This window comes from Polaromonas sp., assembly GCF_012927415.1.
In the GTDB taxonomy this organism is placed as follows: Bacteria; Pseudomonadota; Gammaproteobacteria; order Burkholderiales; family Burkholderiaceae_C; genus Polaromonas.
This window is the reverse complement of record NZ_JABBPF010000161.1, coordinates 58,900-74,456: the sequence shown is the minus strand read 5'-3', so window position 1 is coordinate 74,456 and position 15,557 is coordinate 58,900. Positions and strand designations below refer to the sequence as shown.

Sequence of the window (15,557 nt, the reverse complement as noted above, 5' to 3'; positions counted from 1 at the left end):
TTAGATGGAAGCTGCACACGGACCTACCGCCGGCGAATACATTGGTCATCACCTGACCCATTGGCAGAACAAGCCGATGAATGGTGTCATCGATTTTTCGGTATACAACCTTGACTCGATTCTCTGGGCCGTCATTCTCGGGATCGTTGGCAGTTTTTTCCTCTGGAAGGCTGCCCGCTCTGCGACTTCGGGCGTGCCGGGCCGTTTCCAGGCTGCCGTCGAGATTCTTGTTGAAATGGTTGACAGCCAGGCCCGCGGTATTATCAGCAGCGCCCAGAGCCGCAAGCTGGTCGCCCCGATGGCGCTCAGCGTTTTTGTCTGGATTTTCCTGATGAATGCGATGGATTTGCTGCCCGTCGACCTGTTGCCCGAAATCTGGGAGCTGGTTTTTGATGCCGCAGGCCTGGATCCTCATCATGCCTACATTCGGGTGGTGCCTACCGCCGATCTTTCCACGACTCTTGGGCTTTCGATGTCCGTGCTGCTGGTTTGCGTGGCGTACAACATCAAGATGAAGGGTGTCGGCGGCTGGGTGCACGAGTTGTTCACCGCGCCATTTGGTAACCATCCGGTTTTGTGGCCCATCAACTTCCTGATGCAGATGATCGAATTTGCTGCAAAGACGGTTTCGCACGGCATGCGGCTGTTTGGCAACATGTATGCCGGTGAGCTGGTTTTCATGTTGATCGCATTGATGGGCGGCGCCGCTGCGATGTCGCTGTCGGGCATCCTGCTGCCCATCGGCCAGATCCTGGCTGGCACGGTGTGGGCCATCTTCCATATATTGATCATCACCCTGCAGGCCTTCATTTTCATGATGTTGACGCTGGTGTATGTGGGTCAGGCACACGATCATCATTGAGTTTTTTCGGTCTGGTTTTTTCTTTTGTTTGTTGGTTAACTTAAATCCATAGGAGCTTTAAATGGAAAACGTTCTCGGTCTCGTCGCTTTGGCCGCTGGCCTGATTATTGGTCTGGGCGCTGTCGGCGCATGCATCGGCATCGGCATCATGGGTAGCAAATACCTTGAAGCTGCTGCCCGTCAACCTGAGTTGATGAACGAATTGCAAACCAAAATGTTCCTGCTTGCAGGTCTGATCGATGCCGCTTTCCTGATCGGTGTCGGTATCGCGATGATGTTCGCGTTTGCCAATCCTTTTGTGTTGAAGTAATCGTCACAACCCTGACAGAAAGGCGTTGCCGTGAGTATTAATGCAACCCTGTTCGTCCAGGCGATTGTTTTCGCGATCCTGGTGTGGTTCACAATGAAATTTGTGTGGCCGCCTATTACGAAAGCGCTGGACGAACGTGCCACAAAAATTGCTGAAGGCCTCGCTGCGGCCGATAACGCCAAGTCTCAGCTTTCCAGTGCCAACAAGCGCGTGGAAGAAGAGCTGGTGAAGTCGCGCAATGAGTCCGCATTGCGTCTGGCCGAAGCCGAGCGCCGTGGTCAGGCTCTTATCGAAGAAGCCAAAGCCAGGGCGACCGAAGAGGGGGGCAAAATCATTGCCGCCGCCAAGGTTGAAGCTGAACAGCAAACCGTCAAGGCCAGAGAAACCCTGCGTGAGCAGGTTGCCGCTCTGGCTGTCAAGGGTGCCGAGCAGATTCTGCGCAAGGAAGTCAATGCCGGCGTGCATGCGGACTTGCTGGGCCGCCTGAAGACCGAACTTTAAGAGGGCTGCCCACATGGCCGAACTATCCACTATCGCGCGTCCGTATGCTGAAGCGCTTTTCAAGGCCAGCGGCGCAGCGGCGCCGTCAGGTCCCGGTTTGGACCTTGACGGCACTGCTGCCTGGCTCGACGAGCTGGCAGCCATAGCCGCCAACGCGCAGCTTCAGCAGTTCGCGGGCAATCCTGGTGTGACGGCGGTGCAGACGTTTGACGTGATTTCGGGTGTTGTGAAAGCAACGCTGCCCGAGGCTGCAAAAAACTTCCTGCGCACCGTGATAGACAACGGCCGCCTCAGTGTTCTGCCGGAAATTGCAAGGCAATTCCGTGTCCTTAAAAATGCACAGGGCGGCTCATCCGATGCCACCGTATACAGCGCTTTTGCGCTCGACGGTGCTGCATTGTCTGATTTGACCGCTACGCTGGAAAAGCGCTTTGGCAAGAAGCTCAACCTCAGGGTTGAACTGCAGCCGGAACTGATTGGCGGCGTGCGTGTCGTGGTGGGTGACGAGGTGCTGGACACTTCGGTAAAGGCCCGCTTAGAGCAAATGAAAGTGGCGCTGATCTCGTGATCTGGTGCCACGGCACTGTCCCCAGTTACCAGCCAACAATATAGAAAGAAGGAAAGAGTCATGCAACTCAATCCCGCAGAAATTTCGGAACTGATCAAGAGCCGTATCGAAGGCCTTGCTGCAAGCAGCGATATCCGCAACCAAGGCACGGTTGTGTCCGTGGCAGACGGTATTGTCCGCATTCATGGCCTGTCCGACGTGATGCAGGGCGAAATGCTGGAATTTCCAGCTACCGCCGACGGCACGCCAACCTACGGCCTTGCACTGAATCTTGAGCGCGACTCCGTCGGATCAGTGATTCTGGGCGAATACGAGCACATCGCTGAAGGCGACACCGTCAAATGCACGGGCCGCATTCTTGAAGTCCCGATCGGCCCTGAACTGCTTGGCCGCGTGGTCAACGCCCTGGGCCAGCCGATTGACGGCAAAGGGCCGATCAACGCGAAGCTGACCGACGTGATCGAAAAGGTGGCGCCTGGCGTAATTGCCCGTAAATCGGTTGACCAGCCCTTGCAGACCGGCCTGAAGTCCATCGACTCCATGGTGCCTATCGGCCGTGGCCAACGCGAGCTGATCATTGGCGACCGGCAGACCGGCAAGACCGCTGTGGCGATTGACGCCATCATCAACCAGAAAGGCAAAGGCGTTTCCTGCGTCTATGTCGCAATTGGTCAAAAAGCGTCGTCGATCAAGAACGTTGTGCGCTCGCTGGAGCAAGCGGGCGCCATGGACTACACCATCGTGGTGGCGGCCTCGGCGTCCGAATCGGCCGCCATGCAATATGTCAGCGCCTATTCCGGCTGCACCATGGGCGAATACTTCCGCGACCGCGGTGAAGATGCGCTGATCGTGTATGACGATCTGTCCAAGCAGGCCGTGGCTTACCGCCAGGTTTCCTTGCTGTTGCGCCGTCCGCCAGGCCGGGAAGCCTACCCTGGTGACGTGTTCTATCTGCACAGTCGCCTGCTTGAACGCGCGGCGCGCGTGAACGAGAAGTACGTGGAAGACTTCACCAAGGGTGCCGTGAAAGGCAAGACCGGGTCATTGACCGCACTGCCGATCATTGAAACGCAAGCTGGTGACGTGTCGGCCTTCGTGCCAACCAACGTGATTTCAATTACCGATGGCCAGATTTTCCTTGAAACCAGCCTGTTCAACGCCGGTATCCGCCCTGCCATCAATGCCGGTATCTCGGTGTCGCGTGTCGGTGGTGCTGCCCAGACCAAGCTGATCAAGAACCTGTCTGGCGGCATCCGTACCGATCTGGCCCAGTACCGTGAGCTGGCTGCCTTCGCGCAGTTCGCCTCCGATCTGGACGAGGCCACCCGCAAGCAGCTTGACCGCGGTGCCCGTGTGACCGAACTGCTCAAGCAGGCGCAGTACTCGCCCTTGTCCATTTCCAACATGGGAGCCACTCTGTTCGCAGTGAACAAGGGTTTCATGGACGACGTGGACGTCAAGAAGGTGCTGGCCTTCGAGCACGGCCTGCATGGCTGGCTCAAGGACAAGCACGCCGCGCTGATGGCCAAGCTCGAATCCAGCAAGGCGATGGACAAGGATGCCGAGGCTGAGTTGACCACCGCCGTGACAGCGTTCAAGAAGTCGTTTGCCTAAGCTTGCCTGACTTCATCAAAGTTTGGCAAGTCTCTAGAACCGATTAGGAACCCATATGGCAGCAGGCAAGGAAATTCGCGGCAAGATCAAGTCGGTGGAAAACACCCGCAAGATCACCAAGGCCATGGAAATGGTCGCAGCCTCCAAAATGCGCAAGGCGCAGGAACGGATGCGCGCGGCCCGTCCTTACAGCGACAAGATCCGTAATATTGCGGCCCACCTCAGCGAGGCCAACCCCGAATACACCCATCCGTTCATGGAGTCCAACGACGCCAAGACCAGCGGGTTTATCGTGGTGACGACTGACAAGGGCCTGTGCGGTGGCTTGAACACCAATGTGCTGCGCCTCCTGACGGCCAGGCTTAAGGAAATGCAGTCTTCCGGAGAGGATGCGCAAGCGGTTGCCATTGGCAACAAAGGCCTGGGTTTCCTCAATCGCATCGGCGTCAAGGTGGTGGCCCACGCAACGCAGCTGGGCGACAAGCCGCATCTCGACAAGCTGATTGGCCCGGTCAAGGTTTTGCTTGATGCCTACAGCGAAGGCAAGGTCAAGGCAGTCTATCTCTGCTACACCCGTTTTATCAACACGATGAAGCAGGAGTCGGTGGTGGAGCAGTTGCTGCCGCTCACGACCGACCGGATGCAGGCCGACAAGAACCAGCATGGCTGGGATTACATCTACGAGCCCGACGCACAGACCGTCATCGACGACCTGCTGGTTCGCTACGTTGAAGCGCTGGTGTTTCAGGCCGTGGCCGAAAACATGGCTTCCGAGCAGTCAGCCCGCATGGTCGCCATGAAGTCAGCCACCGACAACGCCGGCAGCGTGATTGGCGAGCTCAAACTGATTTACAACAAAACGCGTCAAGCGGCGATCACGAAAGAACTTTCGGAAATCGTTGCCGGTGCCGCAGCGGTTTAAGCTGCGATTTCCAAGATTAAAGAACAGAAAAGGATCCAATCATGGCTCAGGTTCAAGGCAAGATTGTTCAGTGTATTGGCGCGGTGGTTGACGTGGAATTTGCCCGTGACCAGATGCCGAAAATTTATGATGCGCTCAAGATGGAAGGCTCCGCGCTCACGCTGGAAGTTCAGCAGCAGCTGGGTGACGGCATCGTGCGCACCATTGCGCTGGGTACATCCGACGGCCTGCGCCGCGGCAATATGGTGTACAACACTGGATCGCCGATCACGGTGCCGGTGGGCAAGGCTACGCTGGGCCGCATCATGGACGTGCTGGGCGCGCCAATCGATGAGCGCGGCCCGGTCAGCCAGGAACTCACCGCATCGATTCACCGCAAGGCTCCGGCCTATGACGAACTGAGTCCGTCGCAGGAGCTGCTGGAAACCGGCATCAAGGTGATCGACCTTGTGTGTCCTTTCGCCAAGGGCGGCAAGGTCGGCCTGTTCGGTGGCGCCGGCGTCGGCAAGACCGTCAACATGATGGAACTCATCAACAATATCGCCAAGGCGCACTCCGGCCTGTCCGTGTTTGCCGGTGTCGGCGAACGTACCCGTGAGGGCAATGACTTCTATCACGAGATGGCCGATTCCGGCGTCGTGAACCTCGAGAACCTCGGCGAATCCAAAGTGGCCATGGTCTATGGCCAGATGAATGAGCCGCCGGGCAATCGGCTGCGTGTCGCGCTAACTGGTCTGACCATTGCCGAGTCCTTCCGTGACGAAGGCCGTGACGTGCTGTTCTTCGTGGACAACATTTACCGATACACACTGGCCGGCACCGAAGTGTCTGCCTTGCTGGGCCGCATGCCGTCCGCCGTGGGCTACCAGCCGACGCTGGCCGAAGAAATGGGCCGCTTGCAAGAGCGCATTACGTCGACCAAAGTGGGCTCGATCACCTCCATCCAGGCCGTTTACGTGCCAGCCGATGACCTGACCGATCCCTCGCCAGCCACCACCTTTGCCCACCTTGATTCCACCGTGGTGCTTTCGCGTGACATCGCTTCGCTGGGCATCTACCCGGCGGTGGACCCGCTCGATTCGACCAGCCGCCAGTTGTCGCCCGATGTTGTCGGTGCGGATCACTACGAAACGGCTCGCGCGGTGCAGGGTACGCTGCAGCGTTACAAGGAATTGCGCGACATCATCGCGATTCTGGGCATGGACGAGTTGGCCCCTGAAGACAAGCTGGCCGTGGCCCGCGCCCGCAAAATCCAGCGTTTTCTGTCCCAACCATTCCATGTGGCTGAGGTGTTTACCGGCTCGCCCGGCAAGTACGTCAGCCTTGCTGAAACCATTCGCGGCTTCAAGATGATTGTGGCCGGTGAGTGCGATCATCTGCCGGAGCAGGCCTTCTACATGGTCGGCACGATTGACGAAGCCTTCGAAAAAGCCAAAAAAGTTTGATGTAGCGGCGTATGGGGGTGCCGCCCTGATGGTTGCCGTGTTCAATGTGCAGTTGCGCATTTCCGCGCGGCGCCTGGCGGTTCATCCCAATGGCCTGCTGCATCGAAACCTTTTATTTTAGGAAACGTTCATGTCATTAACCATTCACGTCGACGTGGTCTCCGCAGAAGAGATGATCTTCTCGGGCGAAGCACGCTTTGTGGCGTTGCCTGGCGAAGCTGGCGAGTTGGGTATCTACCCGCGCCACACGCCGCTCATCACCCGTATCAAGCCCGGGGCCGTACGCATTGAAAAAGCCGACGGTACGGAAGAGTTCGTGTTTGTGGCGGGGGGCATGCTCGAAGTGCAACCCAATTGCGTGACCGTCCTGAGCGATACCGCCATTCGGGGCAAGGATCTGGATGAAGCCAAGGCGACCGCCGCCAAGGCGCTGGCTGAAGAAGCGCTGAAAAATGCAAAAAACGATATTGATATTGCGATGGCACAGTCCGAACTTGCCGTGATGGCTGCACAGATTGCAGCGCTGCGCAAATACCGCCAGAAAAAATAAGAGCAATAAATGCAGGCGCTCGCCTGCAGCTTCAGCGATCCGGAAACGGAAATCTGCATCCAGCCCCTGTCGCAAGCCAGGGGTTTTTTTTATGGTGGGCGCGAAATCCTTTATTTGTAATAAACCCGAATAGGAAGTTTTCGGAGGACCGGGAAGTAGCGGCCCCTGACCGCACGCCCAGTCAACGCCCGCTGGTCCTGTCTTCGGGCGCCCTGTCAGCCGTGACCTGGTTTTATGTTGTCTTCATCGGTGTGAGCTGTCCGCTGGCCCGGAAGTACCCACGGTTTGAATGGCTGGCAGCTTTTGCGGTGCTGATGGCGGCTGCTGTCGGGACTGTGCGGGCCCTCACGGCTCGGACCAAACCCAGGGCTGTTGATGCACAGCGTAACCTTGCTGCGAGTCAATGCCAGGGCCTGGATGCGGCTGCATAGGGCGCATCTGCGTGCCCGGTTGAGTCTGGCGAAAAAATCTTCCCGTCTTGAGAAAAAAGTAAAAAAATGCTGTTTTGTTATTAGTGCCTGGCGACTAGGTTCAGCGCTATCCCGAGACCGCCATTCCGCGGCGGCAGCTGGGATGCAGTCTAAGCAATAGCCGCCAAAACACTGGCAGTGTCTGCTCATCGCCCGAATCGCCCGCATGGCTCGAAACGGACGCTTCCACCAGTCCCCGCAGGGCGCCGGGCGCTTCTCGGTTTACGTGCAAACCGCAAGTCCCTGCTGACAGTCAAAGCGCTTGCCTGCGACCAGCAGATTGACCGCGCTGACGCTAGGATGGAGGCCATGGCCCATTTTCTTCCTTGCAAATCCAGGACTATTCATACCCTCGACTCGACCGCGCCATGAATTTGATCGTGGCAAGGCCGGCAGGCTTGTACTGCCCACCCGGCGACTTCTATATCGACCCCTGGCGACCGGTTGAAAGTGCGGTGATTACCCACGGCCATTCCGACCATGCGCGCGTCGGTCATGCACGTTATCTGGCTCACGACAAGAGCGCCGGCATTTTGCGAAGCCGCCTGGGGGATATCGATCTGCAGACATTGCCTTATGGCGAGTCGGTGCTGCACAAGGGCGTTCGGGTCTCGCTTCATCCAGCCGGCCATGTGCTCGGCTCGGCCCAGGTGCGTGTCGAGTACGCTGGTGAAGTCTGGGTCGCCTCGGGCGACTACAAACTGGAAGACGACGGCACATGTGCGCCGTTTGAGCCGGTGGCTTGCCACACCTTCATTACCGAGTCGACTTTTGGTCTGCCGATTTATCGTTGGCCGCAACAAGCCGAGCTGTTTGCCGATATCAATCAGTGGTGGCGGAGCAATGCCGCCGCGGGACGCGCGTCGGTACTGTTCTGCTATGCCTTCGGCAAGGCACAGCGGCTGCTCCACGGTGTTGACGCCAGCATAGGACCCATCATTGCGCATGGTGCTGTCGAGCCGCTGAACCGGGTGTACCGGGACGCCGGGGTGAATCTGCCCGCCACAAAAACGGTGGCCGAGGTCGATGCGGCGGCAACCAGCCAGGCGCTCGTGCTGGCGCCGCCTTCCGCGCAGGGCACGCCCTGGATGCGCCGTTTTGGCAACTATTCGGATGCCTTTGCAAGCGGCTGGATGCTGTTGCGGGGGGCGCGCCGCCGCCGGGGCGTGGACCGCGGTTTTGTCATGTCCGACCATGCCGATTGGCCCAGCCTGCAGCGCGCCATTGATGGCACCGGCGCAGAGCGCGTGTTTGTCACGCATGGCAGCGTTGCGGTGATGGTGCGCTGGCTGCGCGAGCGCGGACTCGACGCACATGGCTTCCAGACCGAGTATGGCGCTGACGATGTGGCCGATCAGCCTGCTCCAACCGCCAAACCGGTTGATGCAGAGCAGATTCTTCCGGCCGGCCCTGCGCCAGACGCACGCGATGCCGCTTCATGAAAGCTTTTGCCGCTCTTTACCGCGAACTTGATGCAACAACGTCAAGTCTGGCCAAACAAGCCGCGCTGCAGCGTTATCTGCAAAACGCCGCGGCAGCTGATGCCGCATGGGCAATCTATTTTCTGGCTGGCGGAAAACCGCGTCAACTGGTTCCCGCCAAACTGCTGCGCCGGCTTGCACAGGAAGCTGCCGGATTGCCCGAGTGGCTGTTTGAGGAAAGCTACGAGTCGGTTGGCGACCTGGCTGAAACCATGGCGCTGTTGCTGCCACCGCCCACCGGTCAACACGAATTGGGTCTGGCGCTGTGGGTCGAGCAGCGGCTGCTGCCGTTGCGAAAAACGGCGCCTGAGTCTTTGGGCGACACCCTGCGCGGCCAATGGGAACAGCTCGCGCTGGACGAGCGGCTGGTCTATTTCAAACTGATCACCGGTGGTTTCCGGGTTGGCGTTTCGCGGCTTCAGGTCACTCAGGCGCTGGCGGCCGTTGCCGGCATTGACGCCAAGCGGGTAGCGCAGCGATTGATGGGCTACACCCACATCAGCAGCCAGCCCGGCGCTGCCCACTATGCCCGGCTAATTGAGCCCGAAAACACCAGTGAACAAAATCAGCAGACCAGTGGCCAGCCCTATCCGTTTTTTCTCGCCCATCCGTTTCATCGCCCTCTTGATCAGTTTGATGCCTTGCTGGGCGCGCCGGCCGACTGGATTGTTGAATGGAAATGGGACGGCATCCGGGCCCAGCTGGTCAAACGCGCCGGCCAGGTGTGGCTGTGGTCGCGTGGCGAGGAACTGGTCACCGAGCGCTTTCCCGAACTCGCGCAGATGGGCGAAGTGCTCCCCGATGGCACGGTGCTCGACGGCGAAATTGTGGTCTGGCGCAGGGACGAAGCCTCGCCCTGCGGCACGGGCAACGTCCAGCCCTTCGCCGACCTGCAAAAGCGCATCGGCCGCAAGACGCTGGGGGCCAAACTGCTGCGCGACATTCCCGTCGTGCTGCTCGCTTATGACCTGCTCGAATGGCAGCAGCGCGACCTGCGGGCACTGCCACAAGAGCAGCGCCGGGCGCAGCTCGACACGCTGATCGGCGACCTGCGGCATCCCGCGCTGCTTTCCAGCCCGATGCTCAACGGGGGCAGCTGGCAAGACCTGGCAGTTCAGCGCGAAGCGGCACGCGCGATGGGCGTCGAAGGCATGATGTTGAAGCAGCGCCAATCGCATTACGGCGTCGGGCGCACCAGGGATGTCGGGCTGTGGTGGAAGTGGAAAATCGACCCGCTCAGCGTCGATGCGGTGCTGATCTATGCGCAGCGCGGTCATGGCCGGCGCGCCAGCCTCTACAGCGATTACACCTTCGCCGTGTGGGACGGCGCATCAGGACAACCGGAGCGCAAGCTCGTGCCCTTCGCCAAGGCCTATTCTGGCCTGACCGACGCCGAGATGGCGCGGGTCGACGCGGTGATCCGCAAGACCACGGTCGAGAGTTTTGGGCCGGTGCGCAGCGTCAAGCCGACGCTGGTGTTCGAACTCGGCTTTGAGGGCATCGCCCGCAGCTCGCGCCACAAGAGCGGCATTGCGGTGCGCTTTCCGCGGATGCTGCGCTGGCGCGAGGACAAGACCGTCGAAGATGCCGACACGCTGGAAACGCTGGCGGCCTTGTTGCCGACATGAGCACGCCGGCAAGCTCGTCCAAATCTTCTGCGAAGAAGGCACTCGACGGCTGGTTTGCTGCGCGCGGCTGGAAGCCGTTCAGGTTCCAGCGCGAGGTCTGGCAAGCGATTTCCGAAGGCCGCTCGGGTCTGCTGCATGCCACTACCGGCGCGGGAAAGACCTATGCCGTCTGGCTTGGCGCCTTGATGTCTTTCATGGTTCAGGTCCCTGTAAATCGGCCCCAGTCAGCTATTAAAAACATAGCAAATAAAGGAAAGCTCAAATCTGCGCCGCTGACGGTGCTGTGGATCACTCCGATGCGTGCTCTGGCAGCCGACACATTGCGTGCGCTGCAACTTCCACTGGAAATGTTGAATGCCACAAGCGATGATGACGCCGCGCCGCGTTTCGTCGCCTGGAGTGCTGGCGCGCGCAGCGGCGATACGCTGGCTGCCGAACGCAGTGCGCAAAACCAGCGCTTGCCGACGGTGCTGGTTACCACGCCGGAAAGCCTTTGCTTGCTGCTTTCCCGCGCCGATGCGGAGGAAGTGCTGGGCAGCGTGAAGATGGTTGTGGTTGATGAGTGGCATGAGCTGCTCGGCAACAAGCGCGGCGTCCAGGTGCAGCTGGCGCTGGCGCGGCTCAGGAAATGGGCCTCCACGCTCCCTTCTCCGTGCGGTTCGCTGCCCCCCGGGGGGACCGCTGCGCCTGCGGTCTGGCAACACCAGTCCCGCGGCCCCGGCTCGAAGGGGGCGTTTCCACGCTCGCTCGCTTCGCGTCGCTCACCGCCCTCCGAAGGGCTTGCCCCGCCCGGAACTCCGGATACCGGCCTGGTGGTCTGGGGCATGTCGGCCACGTTGGGAAACCTGCACGAAGCCATGCACACCCTGCTTGGCCATGATGGCGGTGTGTTGGTCCAGGGTCAGGTACCGAAAAAACTCGTCATTGATTCGCTGCTGCCACAGCGCGCCGAACGTTTTCCCTGGGGCGGACATCTGGGCCTGAGCATGCTGCCGCAGGTGATTGAAGAAATCGCCAAAAGCAGCACCACGCTGGTTTTCACCAACACCCGCTCGCAGGCGGAAATCTGGTACCAGGCAATGCTGGAAGCGCGGCCGGACTGGGCCGGGCTGATTGCACTGCACCATGGCTCGCTTGACCGGGCGGTGCGCGAATGGGTGGAACTCGGCCTTAAAAGTGGGGCGCTCCTGGCGGGGGTCTCTACCCCCCGCCTGGATCTGGGTGTTTATTTTTGCCGGGTCGTGCGCGTCCGCCAACTCGGCTCCCCCACAGGGGGGGCGCGGCTGCGGCAGCGCGCCGGCCGCTCTGGCCACGCGCCGGGCCGGCCGTCACGGATCACCCTGGTGCCCACCCACAGCATCGAGATGGTGGAAGGCGCCGCGGCCCGCGCGGCGATTGTGGCGGGCCATATCGAAACACGCAGTTCACCCTTGCAGCCGCTTGATGTGCTGGTGCAGCACATCGTCACGATTGCCCTCGGCGGCGGTTTTTTGCCGGACGACCTGTATGCAGAAGTGCGCAGCACGGCGGCATATGCCGCCTTGTCGCGGGACAACTGGGAATGGTGCTTGTCCTTCGTCGCGCAAGGCGGTCCATCTTTGGCGGTTTACCCAGACTACCGGCGTGCCGTGCCTGACGGGCAGGGCATTTGGCGCGTGCCCGACGCACGGCTGGCGCGGCGCCACCGGATGAATATCGGCACCATCGTGAGCGACGCCAGCATGGCAGTGCAGTACGTCGCTGGCACAAAAATCGGTACGGTGGAAGAAAGCTTTGCCGCGCGCCTCAAACCCGGCGACTGTTTCCTGTTTGGCGGGCGTCTGCTGGAACTGGTCCGGATCCACGAGATGACCGCCTGGGTGCGCCGCGCCAAAGCCAGGCGCCCCGCCGTACCGCGCTGGAACGGCGGGCGCATGCCGCTGTCCACCACGCTGGCCGACGCGGTCGTGCTGCAGCTCGCGCTTGCCGGGGAAGGCCGCTATGAAACGCCCGAGCTGCGCTGCGTGCAGCCGTTGCTGCAGCTGCAGCAGCGCTGGTCGGCCCTGCCGACACCGCAAACGCTGCTGGCCGAGGTGCTTAAAACGCGTGAAGGCTGGCATCTGTTTTTATACCCCTTCGCGGGTCGGCCGGTGCATCTGGGCCTGGCCAACCTGATCGCCTGGCGCGTGGCGCAGCATGCGCCACGTACGTTTTCCATCGCCGTCAACGACTATGGTTTTGAACTGCTCAGCGCGACCGAGGTGGACTGGCCCAGACTGCTGCCAGAAGTGCTCAAGTCTGGCCATGATGCCCGCTCGCAGGAAGCGCTGGCCCAGCACGATGAGCGCGCGGCACTGCTGCACGAAGTGCTTGCCAGCCTGAACGCGACCGAACTGGCGCAGCGCCGCTTTCGGGAAATTGCCCGGGTGTCGGGCCTGATTTTTCAGGGTTATCCCGGTGAAAAGCGCAGTAACAAGCAGCTCCAGGCTTCATCGTCGCTGTTTTACGAGGTTTTCCGGAAATATGACCCGGCCAACCGGCTGCTCTTGCAGGCCGAGCAGGAGTTGCTTGCCCAGGAGCTGGAAATCGGCCGGCTGCGCGATACGCTGGCACGCATGAATACGCAGCGGCTGGTCGTTCAAACCCTCGTGCGGCCCACCCCGTTTGCCTTTCCGCTGATGGTCGAGCGCTTTCGCGAACAACTGTCCAATGAAAGCGTGGCAGTGCGGATCGCACGGATGGTGGCGCAACTGGACCAGGCCGCCGATGAGCCGGTTGCCCGCAAGGCCTCGGCAGAGGTGAGTCCGGACGCGGAATTTGACACCGGGAAGGTGCGCCGCAGCTTGGCGTTTTCCCGGGACACCCTGTCCAGCCCGTCGGGCGGCGGCGCTACAGCGCGCAAACCCCGCCAACCCGGGCGCGCCACGGGCCGCGGCAGAGCGGGCTTGTGAGTCAGACCGATGCGGTGCCTGGCCGGCCGCTGGCAATTGAATGCGCTGGCGAAATACTCTGGCTGTTGCCCGAGCATGCGCTGTGGTGGCCTGCGCGCCGGATCTTGTGGGTGGCGGACCTGCACCTGGGCAAGGCCGCAACTTACCGCGCACTGGGCCAGCCGGTGCCTGCCGGCACGACGCGCGAGAACCTGGCGCGCCTGAGCGCCTTGCTGAATCACTACCAGCCGGCGCAACTGGTGTTCTTGGGCGATTTTCTGCATGCGGTGCAGGCCAGAACGCCTTCCCTGCTCGCTGAACTCGCGGCGTGGCGGGAAGGCCATCGTTCGCTGCCGAGCCTGCTGGTGCGCGGAAATCATGACAGCCGCGCTGGCGATCCGCCGCTTTCTCTGGGCATCGAAACGGTCGATGAGCCCTGCGCGATCGGGCCTTTTGCCGCCTGCCACCATCCCCGGATTGATGCCGTGCGCTACGTGATCGCGGGTCATCTGCATCCGGTGTTGACGCTGCGCGGCCAGGGCCGCGATCGTTTGCGGCTGGCCTGTTTCAGTTTTGACGACCATTGCGCCGTGCTGCCCGCCTTTGGCGAATTTACTGGTGGCTGGCAAGTCGAGCGTCAGCCGGGACGAACGCTGTACGCCGTTGGCGGCAGCGCAGTGTGGCGCGTGCCTGCCGCACGCTGAACGCTGGCCGACAACCCGGTTTAGGGCTGAAAACAGCTTTTAGTCGATGTTTCTTCGGCACCACCAGCTATTAAAAATATAGCAAGGAAGACCCAAGGCATTGCGCCCTACTGCAGCAGCGGCGTATCGGGCAATTCGTTGGGATGGTTCAGCGACAGGTTTGTGCGCGCAAAATTCGCCATCAGTACCGCCGAGCTTTCTTGCACTGCCTGCGTCAGCCCGTCTTCATAGCGCTTTTCCTGAAAAGCGCCAGCCATGCCTGCCAGCATGGCTTGCCACTGCGCTGCGTCCACATGACGCGTCAGCCCGCGGTCGGCGACGATTTCGAGGGCATGTTCGGCCAGCAGCACATAAATCAGTACGCCATTGTTGTGTTCGGTGTCCCAGACGCCCAGCTTGCCGAACATCGTGATGGCGCGTTGCCGTATCAGGGTCTTAATGGTGTTTTTGCGGTCCAGCCGCCACAGATAGCTTGCGGGCAGTGAAGCCTCTACGCAGATGCGTATCTGCCCGCTGTGGCGTTGCTCGCTGGCGGCCACCCGTTCAGCCAGGCGCTTGACCATGTCGGGTGGAATGGCGCGCCGGCTGTCGGAGCTGTCCAGCCACAGATGTTTGAGCAGCAGTGCGAGCTTGTTCATCATGCGTACCAGTTGCCCGAGGCGCCACCGCCGCCGAAGTTTCCACCACCGCCGCTGCCGAAGCCGCCCCCGCCCCCCGAGCCACCGAAGCCCCCTCCGCCAAAACCACCCCCGCCCCAGCCTGAAGAGTGACCTCCCCGGGTCAGGCCGCCCAGGCCGCTGATACCGGAAATCAGGGCGAACACCAGGCCTGCCAGCGCTGCGATGCCGCCAATCAGCAGGCTGCTGGTGAACAGCCAGGCCAGCACGCCGACGGCGCCACCGGTAGCCACCGAGCCAAGCTTTCGGCCCAGCACGCCAGACAGCACGCGACCGCCGAGGGGCACTGCAAAAAACAGGAATACCGCCAGCGTGGTCCAGTCAAAGCCGCCGCTGCTGCCGCGGCGATTTGCCGTCCCTTGGGGCGGGGCAGGCAGTTTCTCGCCGGTGATGCGCGCCATGATCTGATCGGCGCCGGCATCCAGTCCGCCAGCAAAATCGCCCTGCTTGAAGCGTGGTGTGATCGCGGTTTCAATGATCTGGCTTGCCGCCAGGTCAGGAATGGCGCCTTCCAGCGCCTTGGTGGTTTCGATGCGAACGGTGCGGTCATTTTTGGCCACCACCAGAAGCAGGCCATCGCCGATGCTCTTGCGGCCGATTTTCCAGCTGTCTCCGACCCGCTGCGCAAAGGCGGCAATGTCCTCGGGCTGAGTGGTCGGCACCAGGAGCATCACCACCTGCGCGCCGCGTGCTTTCTCAAACGCTGTCAGTTTGGCATCCAGCGCATCGCGCTGCTCGGCACTCAGGGTGCCGGTGCTGTCCATCACATGCGCCGTCAGCGGCGGCACCGCCTGGACGCCCTGGGCCCACGCCCCAAGGGGCGCAAATGGCAGCCACAGCGCCAGCAGCAGAGCCGGCATCAGCCGGCGGGCCAGCGCACGAAACAACAGGGGCAACAGGCGGCGCGAAGTCATCT

General features: G+C 61.1%; 14 protein-coding genes. 12 read left to right on the top strand and 2 right to left on the bottom strand.

The window, feature by feature from the left end; genetic code table 11:
• Positions 1-4 precede the first annotated feature (4 nt).
• From atpB to pdeM, 12 genes are all read left to right on the top strand, one after another.
• On the top strand, positions 5-862 hold the full coding sequence (gene atpB / locus HHJ19_RS13775) for a F0F1 ATP synthase subunit A (protein WP_296908322.1): 858 nt from the start codon (positions 5-7) through the stop codon (positions 860-862).
• Between the two features lie 61 nt (positions 863-923).
• Entirely contained in the window at positions 924-1,172 is a 249-nt protein-coding gene (gene atpE, locus HHJ19_RS13770; RefSeq protein ID WP_096668784.1) for a F0F1 ATP synthase subunit C, read from the top strand.
• A 30-nt stretch (positions 1,173-1,202) separates the two neighbouring features.
• Positions 1,203-1,673: a F0F1 ATP synthase subunit B gene (locus tag HHJ19_RS13765; protein ID WP_296908320.1), complete on the top strand. Its 471-nt coding sequence runs from the start codon at positions 1,203-1,205 to the stop codon at positions 1,671-1,673.
• Between the two features lie 13 nt (positions 1,674-1,686).
• Positions 1,687-2,241 carry a F0F1 ATP synthase subunit delta gene (locus tag HHJ19_RS13760; RefSeq protein WP_296908318.1) on the top strand — a complete coding sequence of 185 codons (555 nt, stop codon included), beginning with the start codon at positions 1,687-1,689 and terminating at the stop codon, positions 2,239-2,241.
• A gap of 60 nt (positions 2,242-2,301) precedes the next feature.
• Positions 2,302-3,855, top strand: coding sequence for a F0F1 ATP synthase subunit alpha (atpA, locus tag HHJ19_RS13755; RefSeq protein WP_296908316.1), 1,554 nt, complete (start codon positions 2,302-2,304; stop codon positions 3,853-3,855).
• A 55-nt stretch (positions 3,856-3,910) separates the two neighbouring features.
• Positions 3,911-4,777 carry a F0F1 ATP synthase subunit gamma gene (gene atpG, locus HHJ19_RS13750; RefSeq protein WP_296908314.1) on the top strand — a complete coding sequence of 289 codons (867 nt, stop codon included), beginning with the start codon at positions 3,911-3,913 and terminating at the stop codon, positions 4,775-4,777.
• A 41-nt stretch (positions 4,778-4,818) separates the two neighbouring features.
• On the top strand, positions 4,819-6,222 hold the full coding sequence (gene atpD / locus HHJ19_RS13745; protein ID WP_296908312.1) for a F0F1 ATP synthase subunit beta: 1,404 nt from the start codon (positions 4,819-4,821) through the stop codon (positions 6,220-6,222).
• 130 nt (positions 6,223-6,352) lie between these two features.
• Complete coding sequence (locus HHJ19_RS13740) at positions 6,353-6,772, top strand: F0F1 ATP synthase subunit epsilon (protein WP_296908311.1); 420 nt, start codon at positions 6,353-6,355, stop codon at positions 6,770-6,772.
• 838 nt (positions 6,773-7,610) lie between these two features.
• Complete coding sequence (locus HHJ19_RS13735) at positions 7,611-8,684, top strand: ligase-associated DNA damage response exonuclease (RefSeq protein WP_296908310.1); 1,074 nt, start codon at positions 7,611-7,613, stop codon at positions 8,682-8,684.
• Positions 8,681-10,351: an ATP-dependent DNA ligase gene (locus HHJ19_RS13730; protein WP_296908309.1), complete on the top strand. Its 1,671-nt coding sequence runs from the start codon at positions 8,681-8,683 to the stop codon at positions 10,349-10,351. The genes HHJ19_RS13735 and HHJ19_RS13730 overlap by 4 nt, the downstream gene beginning before the upstream one ends.
• Positions 10,348-13,281 (top strand): DEAD/DEAH box helicase, encoded by a 2,934-nt coding sequence (locus HHJ19_RS13725; RefSeq protein WP_296908308.1) that lies wholly within the window; start codon positions 10,348-10,350, stop codon positions 13,279-13,281. Before HHJ19_RS13730 ends, HHJ19_RS13725 begins: the two co-directional genes overlap by 4 nt.
• Positions 13,278-13,964 (top strand): ligase-associated DNA damage response endonuclease PdeM, encoded by a 687-nt coding sequence (pdeM, locus tag HHJ19_RS13720; RefSeq protein WP_296908307.1) that lies wholly within the window; start codon positions 13,278-13,280, stop codon positions 13,962-13,964. The genes HHJ19_RS13725 and pdeM overlap by 4 nt, the downstream gene beginning before the upstream one ends.
• 107 nt (positions 13,965-14,071) lie before the next feature.
• On the opposite strand, the gene HHJ19_RS13715 is transcribed toward pdeM, so the two are convergent.
• Positions 14,072-14,605: a TPM domain-containing protein gene (locus tag HHJ19_RS13715; protein WP_296908306.1), complete on the bottom strand. Its 534-nt coding sequence runs from the start codon at positions 14,603-14,605 to the stop codon at positions 14,072-14,074.
• Positions 14,602-15,555: a TPM domain-containing protein gene (locus HHJ19_RS13710; protein ID WP_296908305.1), complete on the bottom strand. Its 954-nt coding sequence runs from the start codon at positions 15,553-15,555 to the stop codon at positions 14,602-14,604. Before HHJ19_RS13710 ends, HHJ19_RS13715 begins: the two co-directional genes overlap by 4 nt.
• Positions 15,556-15,557 lie beyond the last annotated feature (2 nt).

Bases quoted from the DNA above. Each gene is read 5' to 3' on its own strand.
- atpB (WP_296908322.1), top strand. From the start codon at position 5: ATGGAAGCTGCACACGGACCTACCGCCGGCGAATACATTGGTCATCAC.
- atpE (WP_096668784.1), top strand. From the start codon at position 924: ATGGAAAACGTTCTCGGTCTCGTCGCTTTGGCCGCTGGCCTGATTATT.
- HHJ19_RS13760 (WP_296908318.1), top strand. From the start codon at position 1,687: ATGGCCGAACTATCCACTATCGCGCGTCCGTATGCTGAAGCGCTTTTC.
- atpA (WP_296908316.1), top strand. From the start codon at position 2,302: ATGCAACTCAATCCCGCAGAAATTTCGGAACTGATCAAGAGCCGTATC.
- atpG (WP_296908314.1), top strand. From the start codon at position 3,911: ATGGCAGCAGGCAAGGAAATTCGCGGCAAGATCAAGTCGGTGGAAAAC.
- atpD (WP_296908312.1), top strand. From the start codon at position 4,819: ATGGCTCAGGTTCAAGGCAAGATTGTTCAGTGTATTGGCGCGGTGGTT.
- HHJ19_RS13740 (WP_296908311.1), top strand. From the start codon at position 6,353: ATGTCATTAACCATTCACGTCGACGTGGTCTCCGCAGAAGAGATGATC.
- HHJ19_RS13735 (WP_296908310.1), top strand. From the start codon at position 7,611: ATGAATTTGATCGTGGCAAGGCCGGCAGGCTTGTACTGCCCACCCGGC.
- HHJ19_RS13730 (WP_296908309.1), top strand. From the start codon at position 8,681: ATGAAAGCTTTTGCCGCTCTTTACCGCGAACTTGATGCAACAACGTCA.
- HHJ19_RS13725 (WP_296908308.1), top strand. From the start codon at position 10,348: ATGAGCACGCCGGCAAGCTCGTCCAAATCTTCTGCGAAGAAGGCACTC.
- HHJ19_RS13715 (WP_296908306.1), bottom strand. From the start codon at position 14,605: ATGATGAACAAGCTCGCACTGCTGCTCAAACATCTGTGGCTGGACAGC.
- HHJ19_RS13710 (WP_296908305.1), bottom strand. From the start codon at position 15,555: ATGACTTCGCGCCGCCTGTTGCCCCTGTTGTTTCGTGCGCTGGCCCGC.